Origin of the sequence: Phreatobacter sp., from assembly GCF_051860605.1 — a bacterium.
In the GTDB taxonomy this organism is placed as follows: domain Bacteria; phylum Pseudomonadota; class Alphaproteobacteria; order Rhizobiales; family Phreatobacteraceae; genus Phreatobacter.
In genome coordinates this window covers 254864-268469 of record NZ_JBHYDR010000001.1, presented here as the reverse complement: position 1 = coordinate 268469, position 13606 = coordinate 254864, and the positions used below count along the sequence as shown (strand labels likewise).

Annotated in this window: 13 protein-coding genes; 8 read left to right on the top strand and 5 right to left on the bottom strand. The window is 68.7% G+C overall.

The genetic code is table 11. The features are described 5' to 3' along the window. The 5 genes from pcaG to ACTIFS_RS01175 all read right to left on the bottom strand — a co-directional run bounded on the left by pcaG (nucleotide 1) and on the right by ACTIFS_RS01175 (nucleotide 4485). The gene (pcaG, locus tag ACTIFS_RS01195; protein ID WP_439572204.1) at nucleotides 1-612 is read right to left on the bottom strand and encodes a protocatechuate 3,4-dioxygenase subunit alpha; all 612 of its coding nucleotides are present in this window, start codon (nucleotides 610-612) and stop codon (nucleotides 1-3) included. Continuing rightward, on the bottom strand, nucleotides 602-1312 hold the full coding sequence (gene pcaH / locus ACTIFS_RS01190) for a protocatechuate 3,4-dioxygenase subunit beta (RefSeq protein WP_439572203.1): 711 nt from the start codon (nucleotides 1310-1312) through the stop codon (nucleotides 602-604). Before pcaH ends, pcaG begins: the two co-directional genes overlap by 11 nt. Before the next feature lie 75 nt (nucleotides 1313-1387). Further along, nucleotides 1388-2593 carry a 3-oxoadipyl-CoA thiolase gene (gene pcaF, locus ACTIFS_RS01185; protein ID WP_439572202.1) on the bottom strand — a complete coding sequence of 402 codons (1206 nt, stop codon included), beginning with the start codon at nucleotides 2591-2593 and terminating at the stop codon, nucleotides 1388-1390. 266 nt (nucleotides 2594-2859) lie between these two features. Continuing rightward, nucleotides 2860-3627, bottom strand: a complete 768-nt coding sequence (locus ACTIFS_RS01180; RefSeq protein ID WP_439572201.1) for a CoA-transferase subunit beta — start codon at nucleotides 3625-3627, stop codon at nucleotides 2860-2862. 12 nt (nucleotides 3628-3639) lie between these two features. Then, the gene (locus ACTIFS_RS01175) at nucleotides 3640-4485 is read right to left on the bottom strand and encodes a CoA transferase subunit A (protein WP_439572200.1); all 846 of its coding nucleotides are present in this window, start codon (nucleotides 4483-4485) and stop codon (nucleotides 3640-3642) included. Between the two features lie 480 nt (nucleotides 4486-4965). Here ACTIFS_RS01175 and ACTIFS_RS01170 point away from each other — a divergent pair, with 480 nt between their 5' ends. The 8 genes from ACTIFS_RS01170 to ACTIFS_RS01135 all read left to right on the top strand — a co-directional run bounded on the left by ACTIFS_RS01170 (nucleotide 4966) and on the right by ACTIFS_RS01135 (nucleotide 13541). Beyond that, entirely contained in the window at nucleotides 4966-6567 is a 1602-nt protein-coding gene (locus ACTIFS_RS01170) for an ABC transporter substrate-binding protein (protein ID WP_439572199.1), read from the top strand. A 105-nt stretch (nucleotides 6568-6672) separates the two neighbouring features. After that, nucleotides 6673-7614 (top strand): ABC transporter permease, encoded by a 942-nt coding sequence (locus tag ACTIFS_RS01165; RefSeq protein WP_439572198.1) that lies wholly within the window; start codon nucleotides 6673-6675, stop codon nucleotides 7612-7614. Continuing rightward, a complete protein-coding gene (locus ACTIFS_RS01160; RefSeq protein WP_439572197.1) occupies nucleotides 7611-8525 on the top strand; it encodes an ABC transporter permease in 915 nt (304 codons plus the stop codon). The genes ACTIFS_RS01165 and ACTIFS_RS01160 overlap by 4 nt, the downstream gene beginning before the upstream one ends. Before the next feature lie 4 nt (nucleotides 8526-8529). Next, nucleotides 8530-9531: an ABC transporter ATP-binding protein gene (locus tag ACTIFS_RS01155; RefSeq protein WP_439572196.1), complete on the top strand. Its 1002-nt coding sequence runs from the start codon at nucleotides 8530-8532 to the stop codon at nucleotides 9529-9531. Then, nucleotides 9528-10574: an ABC transporter ATP-binding protein gene (locus ACTIFS_RS01150; protein WP_439572195.1), complete on the top strand. Its 1047-nt coding sequence runs from the start codon at nucleotides 9528-9530 to the stop codon at nucleotides 10572-10574. Before ACTIFS_RS01155 ends, ACTIFS_RS01150 begins: the two co-directional genes overlap by 4 nt. Before the next feature lie 153 nt (nucleotides 10575-10727). Then, entirely contained in the window at nucleotides 10728-11453 is a 726-nt protein-coding gene (locus ACTIFS_RS01145) for a Tim44/TimA family putative adaptor protein (RefSeq protein ID WP_439572194.1), read from the top strand. Between the two features lie 25 nt (nucleotides 11454-11478). Further along, complete coding sequence (gene mltA / locus ACTIFS_RS01140; RefSeq protein WP_439572193.1) at nucleotides 11479-12972, top strand: murein transglycosylase A; 1494 nt, start codon at nucleotides 11479-11481, stop codon at nucleotides 12970-12972. Beyond that, entirely contained in the window at nucleotides 12969-13541 is a 573-nt protein-coding gene (locus ACTIFS_RS01135; RefSeq protein WP_439572192.1) for a Smr/MutS family protein, read from the top strand. The genes mltA and ACTIFS_RS01135 overlap by 4 nt, the downstream gene beginning before the upstream one ends. Nucleotides 13542-13606: the final 65 nt, after the last annotated feature.

Here is a 13606-nt window from a genome sequence, read left to right as displayed (position 1 = left end):
CTAGACGTCGAAGAACACCGTCTCCTCGCCGCCCTGCAGGCGGATGTCGAGCGCATAGGTGCTGCCGCTGCGCTTCATCACCAGCGTGTTGCGGCGATCCTCCGGGACGAGGTTCAGGATCGGGTCGGCGGCATTGGCCTCGGCCTCGTCGTCGAAATAGAAGCGCGTGTAGAGGTGGGTCAGCATGCCCCGTCCATAGACGGCGACGAGCACATGGGGGGCCTGCAGCGTGCCGCCCGGTCCCGGCACGGGGCCCGGCTTGACGGTGGTGAACGAAAAGACGCCATCGGCATTGGTGTCGGACCGGCCGAAGCCGGTGAAGGTGTTGCTCGCCCGTGGCCGGCGGTCGGCGTCATGGGCATAGCGGCCCTGCGCATCGGCCTGCCAGATCTCCAGCATGGCATCGGGAACCGGCTGTCCCTCGCCATCCAGAACGCACCCGGTCAGGACGACATGTTCGCCGGGCGTGCCGGGGGCGGCAACCATGGGGTCGGCACTCACCGCGACGTTCGGATAGGCCTCGCCCGGCGTCAGTCCGTAGTGGAAGAAGGGGCCGACCGTCTGCGACGGCGTGATGCCCCCGGGGCGCTTGGCGACGGGTTCAGTGGTCATGGGGCTCCTCCGTCGGGGTCGCCGCGCGGCCGCGCAGAACGATGTCGAACTGATAGCCGAGGGCCCATTCCGGCTCGGTCGTCTCGAAGTCGAAACGGGCGATGAGCCGCTCGCGCGCGGCCTGGTCCGGAATGCCGTTGAAGATCGGGTCGAAGGGGAACAGCGGGTCGCCGGGGAAGTACATCTGGGTCACAAGGCGCGACAGGAAGCTCGGGCCGAACACCGAGAAATGGATATGGGCTGGCCGCCAGGCATTGTGGTGGTTGCGCCAGGGATAGGCGCCCGGCTTCACCGTCACGAAGCGGTAGCGCCCGTCCTCGCCGGTCACGCAGCGGCCGGCGCCGGTGAAGTTCGGGTCCAGCGGGGCCGGGTGCTGGTCGCGCACATGGACATAGCGCCCGGCGGCATTGGCCTGCCAGAGCTCGACCAGCGCGTTCGGCACCGGCCGGCCGTCCTCGTCCAGCACGCGGCCTGCGACGATGATGCGCTCGCCCTGCGGCTCGCCCGCATGCTGGACGGTCAGATCGGCATCGGTGTCGCGCACGCCGTCGTGGCCATAGACCGGGCCGGTCAGCTCGGACAGCGTGTGCGGCACCAGCACCAGCGGCTTCTGCGGCGCCCGCAGCACGGTGCTCTTGTAGGGGGGGTGCAGGCTCGGCGGGTGAGCCCGCGTCGATTCGCGGGGCAGGATCAGGGCCATGGTCTCAGGTCTCCTCCGGTCGTCCCTCTTGGTCCTTCAGGCCGGGCGGGGGGTCCCGGATGCAATCGGTCGCCGTCAGGCGACCCTCTCGACCGCCAGCGCGACCCCCTGGCCGACGCCGACGCACATGGTGGCAAGGCCGTAGCGCCCGCCGGTCTTCTGAAGCTGGTGGACGGCCGTGGCGGCAATGCGCGCGCCCGACATGCCGAGCGGATGGCCGAGGGCAATGGCCCCGCCATTCGGGTTCACATGCTCGGCATCCTCCGGCACGCCGAGGCCGCGCAGCACGGCAATGCCCTGGCTGGCGAAAGCCTCGTTGAGCTCGATCACGTCGAAGTCGGAGACCTTGATGCCGAGCCGCTCGACCAGCTTCTTCACCGCCGGCACCGGGCCGATGCCCATGATGCGCGGCGGCACGCCGGCCGATGCAAGTCCGAGGATGCGCGCGCGCGGGGTGAGGCCGTATTTCTCCACGGCCGCCGCCGAAGCGATGATCATGGCGGCCGCACCGTCGTTGACGCCGGAGGCGTTGCCGGCGGTCACCGTGCCGGGCTGCCGAACGAAGGCCTTCAGCTTGGCCAGGCCCTCGGCGGTGGTGTCGGGCCGCGGATGCTCGTCCCTGTCGACGATGACCGGGCCGCCCCGGCCTCCGGGCACCTCGACCGGCACGATCTCCTCGGCGAAATAGCCGCTTGCGATGGCTTTGCCGGCCTTGTGCTGCGAGGCCAGCGCGAAGGCATCCTGCGCCTCGCGCGAGACCTGGAATTCCTCGGCGACGTTCTCACCGGTCTCCGGCATGGAATCGACGCCATATAGCTGCTTCATCAGCGGATTGATGAAGCGCCAGCCGATGGTCGTGTCGAAAATGTCGGTCGAGCGTGAGAAGGCATCCGCGGCCTTGCCCATGACGAAGGGCGCGCGGGTCATGCTCTCCACGCCGCCGGCAATGGCAAGGTCGGTCTCGCCGGCCTTGATGGCCCGCGCCGCCGCACCCACGGCATCGAGGCCGGAGGCGCACAGGCGGTTGACCGTCATGGCCGGAACGGCGTCGGGAAGGCCGGCCAGCAGGCTCGCCATGCGCGCGACATTGCGGTTGTCCTCGCCGGCCTGGTTGGCGCAGCCGAACACCACCTCGTCGATCGCGGCCGCGATCTGCGGATGACGGGCCAGCAGCGTCTTCAGCGGCACCGCCGCAAGGTCGTCGGCGCGCACCTTGGCAAGCGCGCCGCCATAGCGGCCGATCGGCGTGCGCACCGCGTCGCAGATGAAGACTTCGGCCATGGCATTCTCCCTGTGGTGGCCAGGTGGCCACCTGTATCCGTCACCCGCACCAGCGAACTGCGTCCTTCGAGGCTCGCCTTGCGGGCTCGCGCCTCAGCATGAGGGAGGTTGCATCTTGCACCAGGGGCGGATCGCGCGCGACGTCCAGGCTTCGCCTGGGCCGCGTGCAACGCATAAACTTCCTCATCCTGAGGTGCGAGCCCGCAAGGCGAGCCTCGAAGGACGCAGTTCCGGTCTGCAGGTCTCCTCTTTGCGATGGTTGTGTCTCAGGCCGCGTGCGCGGCCTTGGTCCGTGCATGAAGGTCGCGCAGCACGGTCAGTTCCTCCGCCGTCGGGACCGGCGTTTCGGCCACGGCGGCGGCGAATTTCACCGGCCAGCCGCAATTGTCCTGGATCTGCTCGCGCGTTGCACCCGGATGGATCGAGGTGACGGTCAGTTCGGCGGTTTCCGGGTCGGGCTCGAAGATGCAGAGATCGGTGATGACCTGCGTCGGTCCCTTCGTCTTGACGCCCAGCGCCTCCCGCGAGCCCTTGCCCGTGCCGTGGCCGAGCGAGGTGATGAAGGGCAGCCTGTCGACGAAGCCGCGCTTGCCCATGGCCATGGTGATGAAGATCTGGCCGCAATGGATGGCGATTTCCGGCGCGCCGCCTCCGCCCGGCAGGCGCACGGAAGGGGCGTCGTAGGGGCCGACCACGGTGGTGTTCAGATTGGCGAAGCGGTCGATCTGCGCGCCGCCCAGGAAGCCGATGGTGATGCGCCCGCCCTGCAGCCAGTAGCGGAACATTTCCGGCACCGAGACGGTGGTCAGGGCGGTGTCGCACAGCTCGCCGTCGCCGATCGACAGGGGCAGCACGGCCGGGCGCGTGCCGAGCGTGCCCGATTCGTAGATCAGCGTGATCTTTGGAGCGTGGGTCAGGCGGGCGAGGTTGCAGGCCGCGGACGGCGCGCCGATGCCCACGAAGCAGACATCGTCGTCGGTCAGCAGCCGCGCTGCCGCGATCGTCATGATCTCGTTGGGGGTGTGGTCGGTCATGGCTCTCTCCCCTCAGGCGATCGCAAAGCGCCGGGCATGGCCCTCGAAGACCTCCGGACCGGCATTGAGGACATTGTCCTCCATCCATTTCAGGAACACGTCCCGGTCGCGGGAGATCTTGTCCCAGGCAATGTAGAAGGCATTGTCGCGCTTGTAGTAGCCCTGTGCATAGGAGGGATGGGCCCCGCCCGGCACCTTGGCGATGGCGGTGACGGTCCAGTGCGGCAGGATCACGGCATTGGGGCTGCGCGCGCCGAACTCCTCGACGATCTCCTCCACCGTGACGATGGAGCGCCGCGCCGCCAGCACGGCTTCCTTCTGCACGCCGACAATCCCCTCCAGCAGGACATTGCCCTCGCGGTCGGCCTTCAGCGCATGGATGATCGACACGTCCGGGCGCACCGCCGGCACGGTCGCCAGAACCTCGCCGGTATAGGGGCAGGTGACGGAGCGGATATTGGGATTGACCTTCGGCAGGTCGACGCCCTTGTAGCCGCGCATCACTGCGAAGGGCAGGTTGGCGGCGCCGGCCTCGAAGGCATGGGCCATGGCGGCGTGGGAATGTTCCTCGATCTCCAGCCGCCCCTTCTCGATCTCCTCGCGCACCCGGTGCAGCGAGCCGACGCCGGGATTGCCGGCCCAGGAGAAGATCAGCTTGCGGGCGCGTCCCATGCCGACGATCTGGTCATAGACGATGTCCGGGGTCATGCGGATCAGCGTCAGGTCCTTCTGGCCCTGGCGGATCACCTCGTGACCCGCGGCATTGGGTATGAGGTGGGTGAAGCCCTCCATGGCGACGCTGTCGCCGTCGCGCACATTCGCGGCGACGGCCTCTCCGAGGGTCATGAAGGCGGCCATGGCCAGTCCCTGTCCTGAGCTGTTTCCCTGAACCGCTGTCCTCGCGCCGGTTGCGAGGACTGTCAAGTGCGGTATTCGGCACAATGTGCGCTTAACGCCCAAATGGCCCTTGCGCCAGTTGGCGCGGGGCGGCCATGCGGCGGGCAGCCAGGGAAACAATGTCGCAGACGAGCCATGCCGGCGAAGATTTTGATCGCGCCGGGATCGGCAGCGAAATGCCATTTCGCGCCGCCTCTGCCGCGGTCATGGCGTCTTTTTGGGCAGCGGGCCGGATCCGGCGCGCGATCCCGGTTGGCGCAGCTGTCCCATGCCTGTGACATTCCCCGGAAAATCCCTTATGGCACGCGCCTTGCCACGCGTTACGGTGCGCCGTCGGAACCAGTCTGGTTCAGCCCGCGGGCCTTCAGCCCATGGACGGAGCGTTCAGTCCCTGGACAGTCCGTCCGGGGCAGGTTCGGATACCAGGGGGAGTCAACAACGATGGACCGCAGAACATTCATCAAGGCCGGCGCCGGTGCCGGTGTGATCGCCGCATCCGGCGGTCTTGCCGCACCCGCACTGTCGCAAGGCGCAGCCGCCAAGACCCTGCGCTTCGTGCCGCAGGCCAACCTCGCCAATTTCGACCCCATCTGGGGCACGCAATACGTCGTCCGCAACGCGGCGACGCTGGTCTGGGACACGCTCTACGGGGTGGATTCCAGCCTCACGCCGCAGCGCCAGATGATCGAGTCGGAGGAGGTGTCCTCCGACGGCCTGACCTGGACCTTCAAGCTGCGCACCGGTCTGAAGTTCCATGACGGCGCGCCGGTTCTGGCCAAGGACTGCGTGGCCAGCCTCGTGCGCTGGTCGGCCCGCGACCCGATGGGCCTGATGATCCGCGCCATTCAGAAGGAGCTCGTCGCCGTCGACGACCGCACCTTCCGGTGGGTGCTGTCCAAGCCCTATCCGAAGATGCTGTTCGCGCTCGGCAAGAACAACTCGCCCTGCTCCTTCATCATGCCGGAGCGCATCGCCAAGACCGATCCGTTCCAGCAGATCACCGAATATATCGGCTCGGGCCCGATGAAGTTCGCCCGTGGCGAGTGGGTTCCCGGCGCCAGGGCGGTGTTCGAGAAGTTCACCGACTACCAGCCGCGCTCCGAGGCGGCATCGTGGCTCGCCGGCGGCAAGCGCATGCTCATCGACCGCGTCGAGTGGATCATCATGCCGGATCCGGCAACCGCCTCGGCCGCCCTGCAGAACGGCGAGGTGGACTGGTGGGAAAACCCGATCGCCGACCTCGTGCCGGTGCTGCGCCGCAACCGCAACATCCGCGTCGATATCGGCGATCCGCTGGGCAATATCGGCGCCTTCCGCATGAACCACCTGCACCCGCCCTTCAATGACGTTCGGGCGCGGCGGGCGATTCTGGCTGCCATGAGCCAGGAAGACTACATGCGCGCCATCGTCGGTGACGACAATGCGCTGTGGAAGCCGATTCCCGGCTTCTTCACGCCCGGAACCCCGCTCTACACCGAAGAGGGCGGCGATATCCTGAAGGGCCCGCGCAACCTCGACCTTGCCAAGAAGCTGCTCGCCGAAAGCGGCTATTCGGGCCAGCCGGTCACCTGCCTCGTCGCGCAGGACCAGCCGGCATTGAAGGCCATGGGCGATGTCACCGCCGACCTGCTCAAGAAGATCGGGATCAACGTCGACTTCGTCGCCACCGACTGGGGCACGGTCGGCTCCCGCCGCGCGCAGAAGACGGCTCCCGGCCAGGGCGGCTGGCAGATGTTCCACACCTGGCATGCCGGCGCCGACTGCGTGAATCCGGCCTCCTACACGGCCGTGCGCGCCAATGGCGACAAGGCCTGGTTCGGCTGGCCGGACGTGCCGGATGTCGAGAAGGAGGTCACGGCCTGGTTCGAGGCCAAGGACATCAACGAGGAGAAGGCGGTCATGGGCCGGCTCAACAAGGCCGCCCTCGACAATGTCGTCTATGCGCCGACAGGCTTCTTCCTCGCCTATACGGCCTGGCGCAGCAACGTCACCGGCATCACCAAGGGCCCGATCCCGTTCTTCTGGGACGTCGCCAAGGGCTGAGCGCGACCGCCTGACTTGCCGTCCCGGCCCCGCGGGGCCGGGACCCCTTCCCCCGGTGCCGGGTCTTGCCCGGTCGTTGTCCGGAATCCAGGAAAAGCGGCCTTCATGTTCGCCTATGTTGTCCGGCGCGTGCTGTCGACCATCCCCGTCATGGCGGTGGTGGCCCTGTTCGTGTTCTCGCTTCTCTACATCGCACCCGGTGACCCGGCGGCGGTGATCGCCGGCGACCAGGCGACACCGGAGGATGTCGAGAAGATCCGCCAGAGTCTCGGGCTTGACCGGCCCTTCCTGGTGCGCTTCGGCGAATGGGCCTGGCAGATCGTCCGGCTCGATCTCGGAACCTCGATCTTCACCGGCCTGCCGGTGACGCAACTGATCGCCCAGCGGCTCGAGCCGACCATGTCGCTGATGGTTGTCACGCTGCTGCTGGCCGTGACCGTCGCCGTGCCGCTCGGCGTGCTCGCCGCCTGGCAGGCCGGCACCGTCATCGACCGGCTCATCATGGCCTTCGCCGTGTTCGGCTTCTCCGTTCCCGTCTTCGTGGTCGGCTATATCCTCGCCTATATCTTCGCGCTGGAACTCGACTGGCTGCCCGTGCAGGGCTACACGCCGATCGCCCAGGGGTTCTGGCCCTGGCTCGAAAACCTGATCCTGCCGTCGATCGCGCTCGGCTGCGTCTATATCGCGCTGATTGCCCGCATCACCCGCGCCACCATGCTGGAGGTGCTGCAGCAGGACTATGTCCGCACCGCCAAGGCCAAGGGCGTCGGCCAGGCCGGCATCCTGTTCCTGCACGCCCTGAAGAACGCCGCCGTGCCCATCGTCACGGTCATCGGCATCGGCATTGCCCTGCTCATCGGCGGCGCGGTGGTCACCGAGAGCGTCTTCGCCATTCCCGGCCTGGGGCGCCTGACGGTGGATGCCATCCTGCGGCGCGACTACCCGGTCATCCAGGGCCTCGTGCTGCTGTTCTCCTTCGTCTACGTCCTGGTCAATCTGCTGATCGACCTCGTCTACACGCTCGTTGATCCGAGGATCCGCTATTGAACGCGCATGACCTGAAGGTCCCGGCCGGCACTGCCGTCGCGGCCCCGCTCCCCGACATCCTGCCGGACGTGCCGCCGCGCCGTGGCGTGTTCGGCTTCCTGCGCCGCTACCCGACCATCGCCATCGGCGGATTCCTGTTGTTTGCCATGGTCTTCGTCGCGGTCTTCGCGCCGCTTCTGTTCACGGTGGACCCGACCTCCATCTCGACGCGCACGCGCACGCGCGAACCCTCATCGCTCTACTGGTTCGGCACCGACATGCTCGGCCGCGACATCTATTCGCGCGTGCTTTACGGCGCGCGGGTGTCGCTGATCGTCGGCTTCTCCGTGGCGATCCTCGCCTCCGTCGCCGGCCTGATCATCGGCCTCGTCTCCGGCTTCATCCGGGCGGCGGATTCGGTGATCATGCGCGTCATGGACGGCATCATGTCGATCCCGTCCATCCTGCTCGCCATCGCGCTGATGGCGCTGACCCGCGGCTCGGTCGGCAACGTCATTCTCGCCATCACCATCGCCGAGATCCCGCGCGTGGCGCGGCTGGTGCGCGGTGTCGTGCTGTCCCTGCGCGAGCAGCCCTATGTCGATGCGGCGGTGGCGGCCGGCACGCGCACGCCGATGATCATCGTCAAGCATATCCTGCCCAACACGCTGGCCCCGCTGATCGTCCAGGCGACCTATATCTGCGCGTCGGCCATGATCACCGAGGCGATCCTGTCGTTCATCGGCGCCGGCACGCCGCCGATCATCCCCTCCTGGGGCAATATCATGGCCGAGGGCCGCGCCCTCTGGCAGGTCAAGTTCTACATCGTGCTGTTTCCGGCCATCTTCCTGTCGATCACCGTCCTGGCGGTGAACCTGCTCGGCGACGGCCTGCGCGATGCGCTCGACCCCCGCATGGCCAAGGAGGTCTGAGTCCATGGCCGACGATGCACCGCTTCTCCAGGTCGAGAACTTGCAGACCCATTTCCGTACGCCCGACGGCATCAACCGCGCGGTCGACGGGGTGTCCTTCCATGTGCGCTCCGGCGAGACGCTGGCGGTGGTCGGCGAATCCGGCTGCGGCAAGTCGGTCACCGCCATGTCGCTGCTGCGGCTGATTCCCGAGCCGCCGGGAAAGATTGCCGGCTCCATCCGCTTCCAGGGCCGCGACCTCCTGGCTCTGTCCGAACGGGAGATGCGCCAGATCCGCGGCAACGAGATCTCGATGATCTTCCAGGAGCCGATGACCTCGCTCAACCCGGTGCTGAATGTCGGCCGGCAGATCGGCGAGACGCTGCGCCTGCACCAGGGCCTCGATCGCAAGGCGGCCGAGGACCGGGCCATCGAGATGCTCAACCTCGTCGGCATCCCCGAGCCGGCGCGGCGCGTGCGCGAATATCCCCACCAGCTGTCGGGCGGCATGCGCCAGCGCGTGATGATCGCCATCGCACTGGCCTGCAATCCCAAGCTCCTGATCGCCGACGAGCCGACCACGGCGCTCGACGTGACCATCCAGGCGCAGATCCTCGACCTGATGCGGGACCTCAAGCACCGGGTCGGGGCGGCCATCGTCATGATCACCCACGATCTCGGCGTGGTCGCCGAGGTCGCCGAGCGCGTCATGGTCATGTATGCCGGCCGCAAGGTGGAGGAGGCCCCGGTGCGCGACCTGTTCCGCAATCCGCGCCACCCCTACACCCAGGGCCTGCTCGGCGCGGTGCCGAAGCTCGGCTCCTCGCTGGACGGCGTCCAGACGCGCCTTGCCGAGATTCCCGGCCTGGTGCCGAGCCTCAAGCAGCGCATCCAGGGCTGCGTCTTTGCCGGCCGCTGCGGCTTTGCCACCGATCTCTGCCGTGCGGTGGCGCCGGGTCTTGAAGCCAAGGCGCCCGGCCATGTCGTTGCCTGCCACCACGCGGCCAGGGAGGCGGTCGCAGCATGACCCATCCGGTTTCACAGCCATCCGCCAGCGGCAAGCCGCTGCTCGAGGTCAATGATCTCAAGAAGCATTTCCCCATCACCGGCGGTTTCTTCGGCGGCGTGGTCGGCAATGTCTATGCCGTCGACGGCGTGTCCTTCTCGATCGCGCGCGGCGAGACGCTCTCGCTGGTCGGCGAATCGGGCTGCGGCAAATCGACCGTCGGCAAGGCCATCCTCCGGTTGTTCCCGCTGACGTCCGGGCAGGTCGTGATCGACGGCCAGCGCATCGACGACCTCTCGGCCGCGCGGCTGCGGCCGCTCAGGCGCGCCATCCAGGTCGTGTTCCAGGACCCCTATTCCTCGCTCAACCCGCGGATGAGGGTGCGCGACATCCTGGCCGAGCCGATCATCAATTTCGGCCTGGCCAGGTCCCGCGCCGAGATCGACGAGCGCATTGCCGGCCTGATGGACAAGGTCCGCCTGCCGCGCGATGCCGTGAACCGCTGGCCGCACGAGTTCTCCGGCGGCCAGCGCCAGCGCATCGGCATCGCCCGCGCGCTTGCTGCCGATCCGGACCTGATCATCTGCGACGAGGCGGTCTCCGCGCTCGACGTCTCGGTCAAGGCCCAGATCGTCAACCTGTTGCAGGACCTGCAGAACGAGCTTGGTCTGGCGCTGCTGTTCATCAGCCACGACCTTGCCGTGGTCGAGCACATGACCCACCGCGTGGCGGTCATGTATCTCGGCAAGATCGTCGAACTGGCCCCGCGCCGGGAGATCTTCGCGCATCCCAGGCACCCCTATACCGAGGCGCTGCTGTCGGCCGTCCCGGTGCCCGATCCGGAGACCACGCGCGAGCGCATCATCCTCAAGGGCGACGTGCCGAGCCCGATCCGGCCGCCCTCCGGCTGCCGGTTCCACACCCGCTGCCCCTATGTCTTCGATCGCTGCCGCAGCGAGGAGCCCGATCTGAAACCGACCGGGGAGGGGCATCTCGCCGCATGCCATCTTCACGATCCGGCCGAGGCGCACAGGGCAAAACCGGCCGCTTCCGTGCCGGTCTGAAGCCGGTCACACCGGCCATGCGCCGCCCCGGACAGGCCTTGGGGTGGCGAAACGAAAATAATGCCTTATTTCTGAATCCGACTGGGGTTAGAGTGTCTGACCCTTTCGCGGTGATGTCAGCCGCGTGGCCCCGTTTCCATCAAGTCGGCGATCATGAGCAACGCCTTCGATATTTATACGATCATCTTCCTCGCCCTGGCGGTGTTCATCTTCTTTCGCCTGCGCAGTGTGCTGGGAACGAAGACGGGCCAGGAGCGCGATCCGTTTCAGCCGCGTGACAACGGCCGGCCCGCTGCTGGGCCGCCCGGTCAGCAGCAGGGCGGTGAGGTGATCCCTCTGCCGCAGCGCAACGTCCAGCAGCCCCCCGTCGGCGTGCCCATGGATCCGAACGTGCCGCGCTGGGGCGATATCGCGCCGCCCGGCACGCCGCTCGCCCGCGGCTTCGACGCCATTGCCGGCCATGATCCCTCCTTCGATCCGGCGGGCTTCATCGGCGGCGCCCGTTCCGCCTACGAGATGATCGTCCTGGCCTTTGCCGGCGGCGACCGGCGCACCCTGCGCGACCTGCTCGCCCGCGACGTGTTCGACGGCTTCGAGGCCGCCATCCGCGAGCGCGAGCAGCGCGGCGAGACGGTGGAGACCCGCTTCGTCGGCATCGAGAAGGCCGATATCACCGACGCCCAGATCCGCGGCGATCAGGCGCAGGTGACCATGCGCTTCGTGTCGCAGCTCGTCACCGCGACGCGTGACCGTTCCGGCACCGTCGTCGATGGCTCCCCGGACCGCGTCACCGACGTGACGGATGTGTGGACCTTTGCCCGCAACGTCACCGACCGCGACCCGAACTGGCGCCTGATCGCCACCGAAGCCGGCGGCTGAGCCGCATAGCGGCGGGGCCGCCCCCGTGACCTCGCAAGCGCGCCCCCGTTCCCCGCTGCGCCGCCTTGCGGCCCTCGCCGTGTCGGCGATGGTCCTTTCTGCGGCAATCCTGATTTCCAGCGTCCTGCCCGGCCGCGCCCAGCATGGGCAGGCACCTTCCCCGACCGTCCCGACCGCGCCGGCGGAACCGGCTGCTGTCGCCCCCGCATCGACGCCCGCACCGACGCCGGCCCCGGCCGCTCCGGACGGTGCTGCCGAGACACCTCAGCCCGGGGCATCCGAACCCGAGACGCCCGAGGCGCCGCCTGTCGTTGCCCACCGCTCGGGCTTTCCCTTCGTCTTTCCCGACACCTGGAGCGAGGCGGCCACCTTCGACCGGCTGCCCGGCTGGTCCGAGGACCGTCAGGATCTGGCCATGCGGCCGTTCCTGGTGTCCTGCCGCCATATCCTTGCCCGTCGCGGCCCGCCGCGCGCCGCGCCTGCCGTCTGGTATGCGCTGCGCGAAATCTGCCCGAAGGCGCTCGCCCTGCCGCAACCGGTGGACCTCGCCACCGCGCGCGCCTTCTTCGAGGCCGAGTTCCGGCCGGTGCGCATTGCGCGCTTTTCCCCCGAGGAGGAGCGCGAGGGCTTCCTCACAGGCTACTACGAGCCGGAGGTGGCCGCATCCCGCGAGCGGACCGAGGCGTTTTCGGCGCCGGTCCTGTCGCGGCCCGACGATCTCGTTCCGGCCCGCGGCCGCCGGACCGGCGGCTTCGATGCCCGTGGCGGCGCCGGCCGGTGGGTGGACGGGCGGTTCCTGCCCTATTTCGATCGCGGCGAGATCGAGGAGGGGGCGCTTGCCGGCCGCGGGCTGGAGATCGCCTGGCTGCGCGACGAGACCGAGGTCATGTTCGCGCAGATCCAGGGCTCGGCCCGGCTGCGCTTCACCGACGGCACCGCGCTCCGGATCGGCTATGGCGCCCATAACGGCCATCGCTACGTGCCGGTGGGCCGGGTGCTGATCGAGCGCGGCCTCGCCACCCGCGAGGAAATGTCGATGGACTTCATCCGCAACTGGATGGCCGCCAACCCCGAAGGCGCCCGGGACATCCGCCGGCAGAACCGCTCCTATGTGTTCTTCCACGTCCGCTCCGAACTCTCCGCCGAGGACGGGCCGGTCGGCGGACAGGGCGTGCCGATCAACGACTGGCGGTCTCTGGCGGTGGACCGGAACGTCCATGCCTATGGCACGCCGGTCTATATCGACGGGCTGATGCCGACCGGCATCGCCGAGGCGCTGGAGCCCTGGCGCCGGCTGATGGTGGCGCAGGATACCGGCTCGGCCATTGTCGGGCCGGCGCGCGGCGACCTGTTCGTCGGCACCGGCTTCGAGGCCGGATCGGTGGCCGGCCGCATCCGCCACCGCGCCGACTGGTACGTGCTCCTGCCGGCCCGCCTCGCTCCGCAATCCGCCCTCGTGCCGGTGCCGGAGCCGCGCAGGCCGCCGCCGCCGCGGCAGCGCCCGAGAAGCAGGCGATGAAGGGGCGCAGGCCGAAGGGTCTGTCCGCGGACGACCGCAAGGTGTGGCAGCACGTGACCGCCTCCGTCACGCCGCTCGACCCCGTGCGGGCCCTGCCGGCCGAGCCGGAGCCGGAACCGGAACCGGTCGCACATCCCATTCCGGTCGCCGCCCCGGCGATCCCTGCCCGGCCGGTCGCCGCCGCCCTCCGCCGCCCCCTGCCGGCAGCACCGCCGCTTGCGCCCCTGGAAAAGACCCTGCGCCGGCGGCTGGCTCGCGGGGCGGCCGAGCCCGAGGCCCGCATCGACCTGCACGGCCTGACCCAGGACGCCGCGCACCGCCGGCTCATCGGCTTCCTGCGGCGCTCGCAGGCCGAGGGCCTGAAGCTGGTCGTGGTCATCACCGGCAAGGGCAGCCGCACGGCCGATCCCCATGCCGAGCGCGGCGTGCTGCGCCGGGTCGTGCCGGAATGGCTGATGCGGCCGGACCTGCGCGCCCTGGTCATCGGCTTCGAGGAGGCGGCCGCTGCACATGGCGGCGGCGGCGCGCTCTATGTCCGCATCCGCAGGGGCGTGCAGCCGGGCGACTGAGCGCGCTTTTGTGCGCCCTGTGACCGCCAGACCCTTGACCCGGACCGCCCGAGGCCGGATCGTCC

What these genes read in the sequence shown, in the direction of transcription:
- ACTIFS_RS01165 (WP_439572198.1), top strand. Translation starts at nt 6,673, where the DNA reads ATGTTCGCCTATGTTGTCCGGCGCGTGCTGTCGACCATCCCCGTCATG.
- ACTIFS_RS01135 (WP_439572192.1), top strand. Translation starts at nt 12,969, where the DNA reads ATGAAGGGGCGCAGGCCGAAGGGTCTGTCCGCGGACGACCGCAAGGTG.
- ACTIFS_RS01175 (WP_439572200.1), bottom strand. Translation starts at nt 4,485, where the DNA reads ATGGCCGCCTTCATGACCCTCGGAGAGGCCGTCGCCGCGAATGTGCGC.
- ACTIFS_RS01150 (WP_439572195.1), top strand. Translation starts at nt 9,528, where the DNA reads ATGACCCATCCGGTTTCACAGCCATCCGCCAGCGGCAAGCCGCTGCTC.
- ACTIFS_RS01170 (WP_439572199.1), top strand. Translation starts at nt 4,966, where the DNA reads ATGGACCGCAGAACATTCATCAAGGCCGGCGCCGGTGCCGGTGTGATC.
- pcaF (WP_439572202.1), bottom strand. Translation starts at nt 2,593, where the DNA reads ATGGCCGAAGTCTTCATCTGCGACGCGGTGCGCACGCCGATCGGCCGC.
- ACTIFS_RS01155 (WP_439572196.1), top strand. Translation starts at nt 8,530, where the DNA reads ATGGCCGACGATGCACCGCTTCTCCAGGTCGAGAACTTGCAGACCCAT.
- pcaH (WP_439572203.1), bottom strand. Translation starts at nt 1,312, where the DNA reads ATGGCCCTGATCCTGCCCCGCGAATCGACGCGGGCTCACCCGCCGAGC.
- pcaG (WP_439572204.1), bottom strand. Translation starts at nt 612, where the DNA reads ATGACCACTGAACCCGTCGCCAAGCGCCCCGGGGGCATCACGCCGTCG.
- ACTIFS_RS01180 (WP_439572201.1), bottom strand. Translation starts at nt 3,627, where the DNA reads ATGACCGACCACACCCCCAACGAGATCATGACGATCGCGGCAGCGCGG.
- ACTIFS_RS01145 (WP_439572194.1), top strand. Translation starts at nt 10,728, where the DNA reads ATGAGCAACGCCTTCGATATTTATACGATCATCTTCCTCGCCCTGGCG.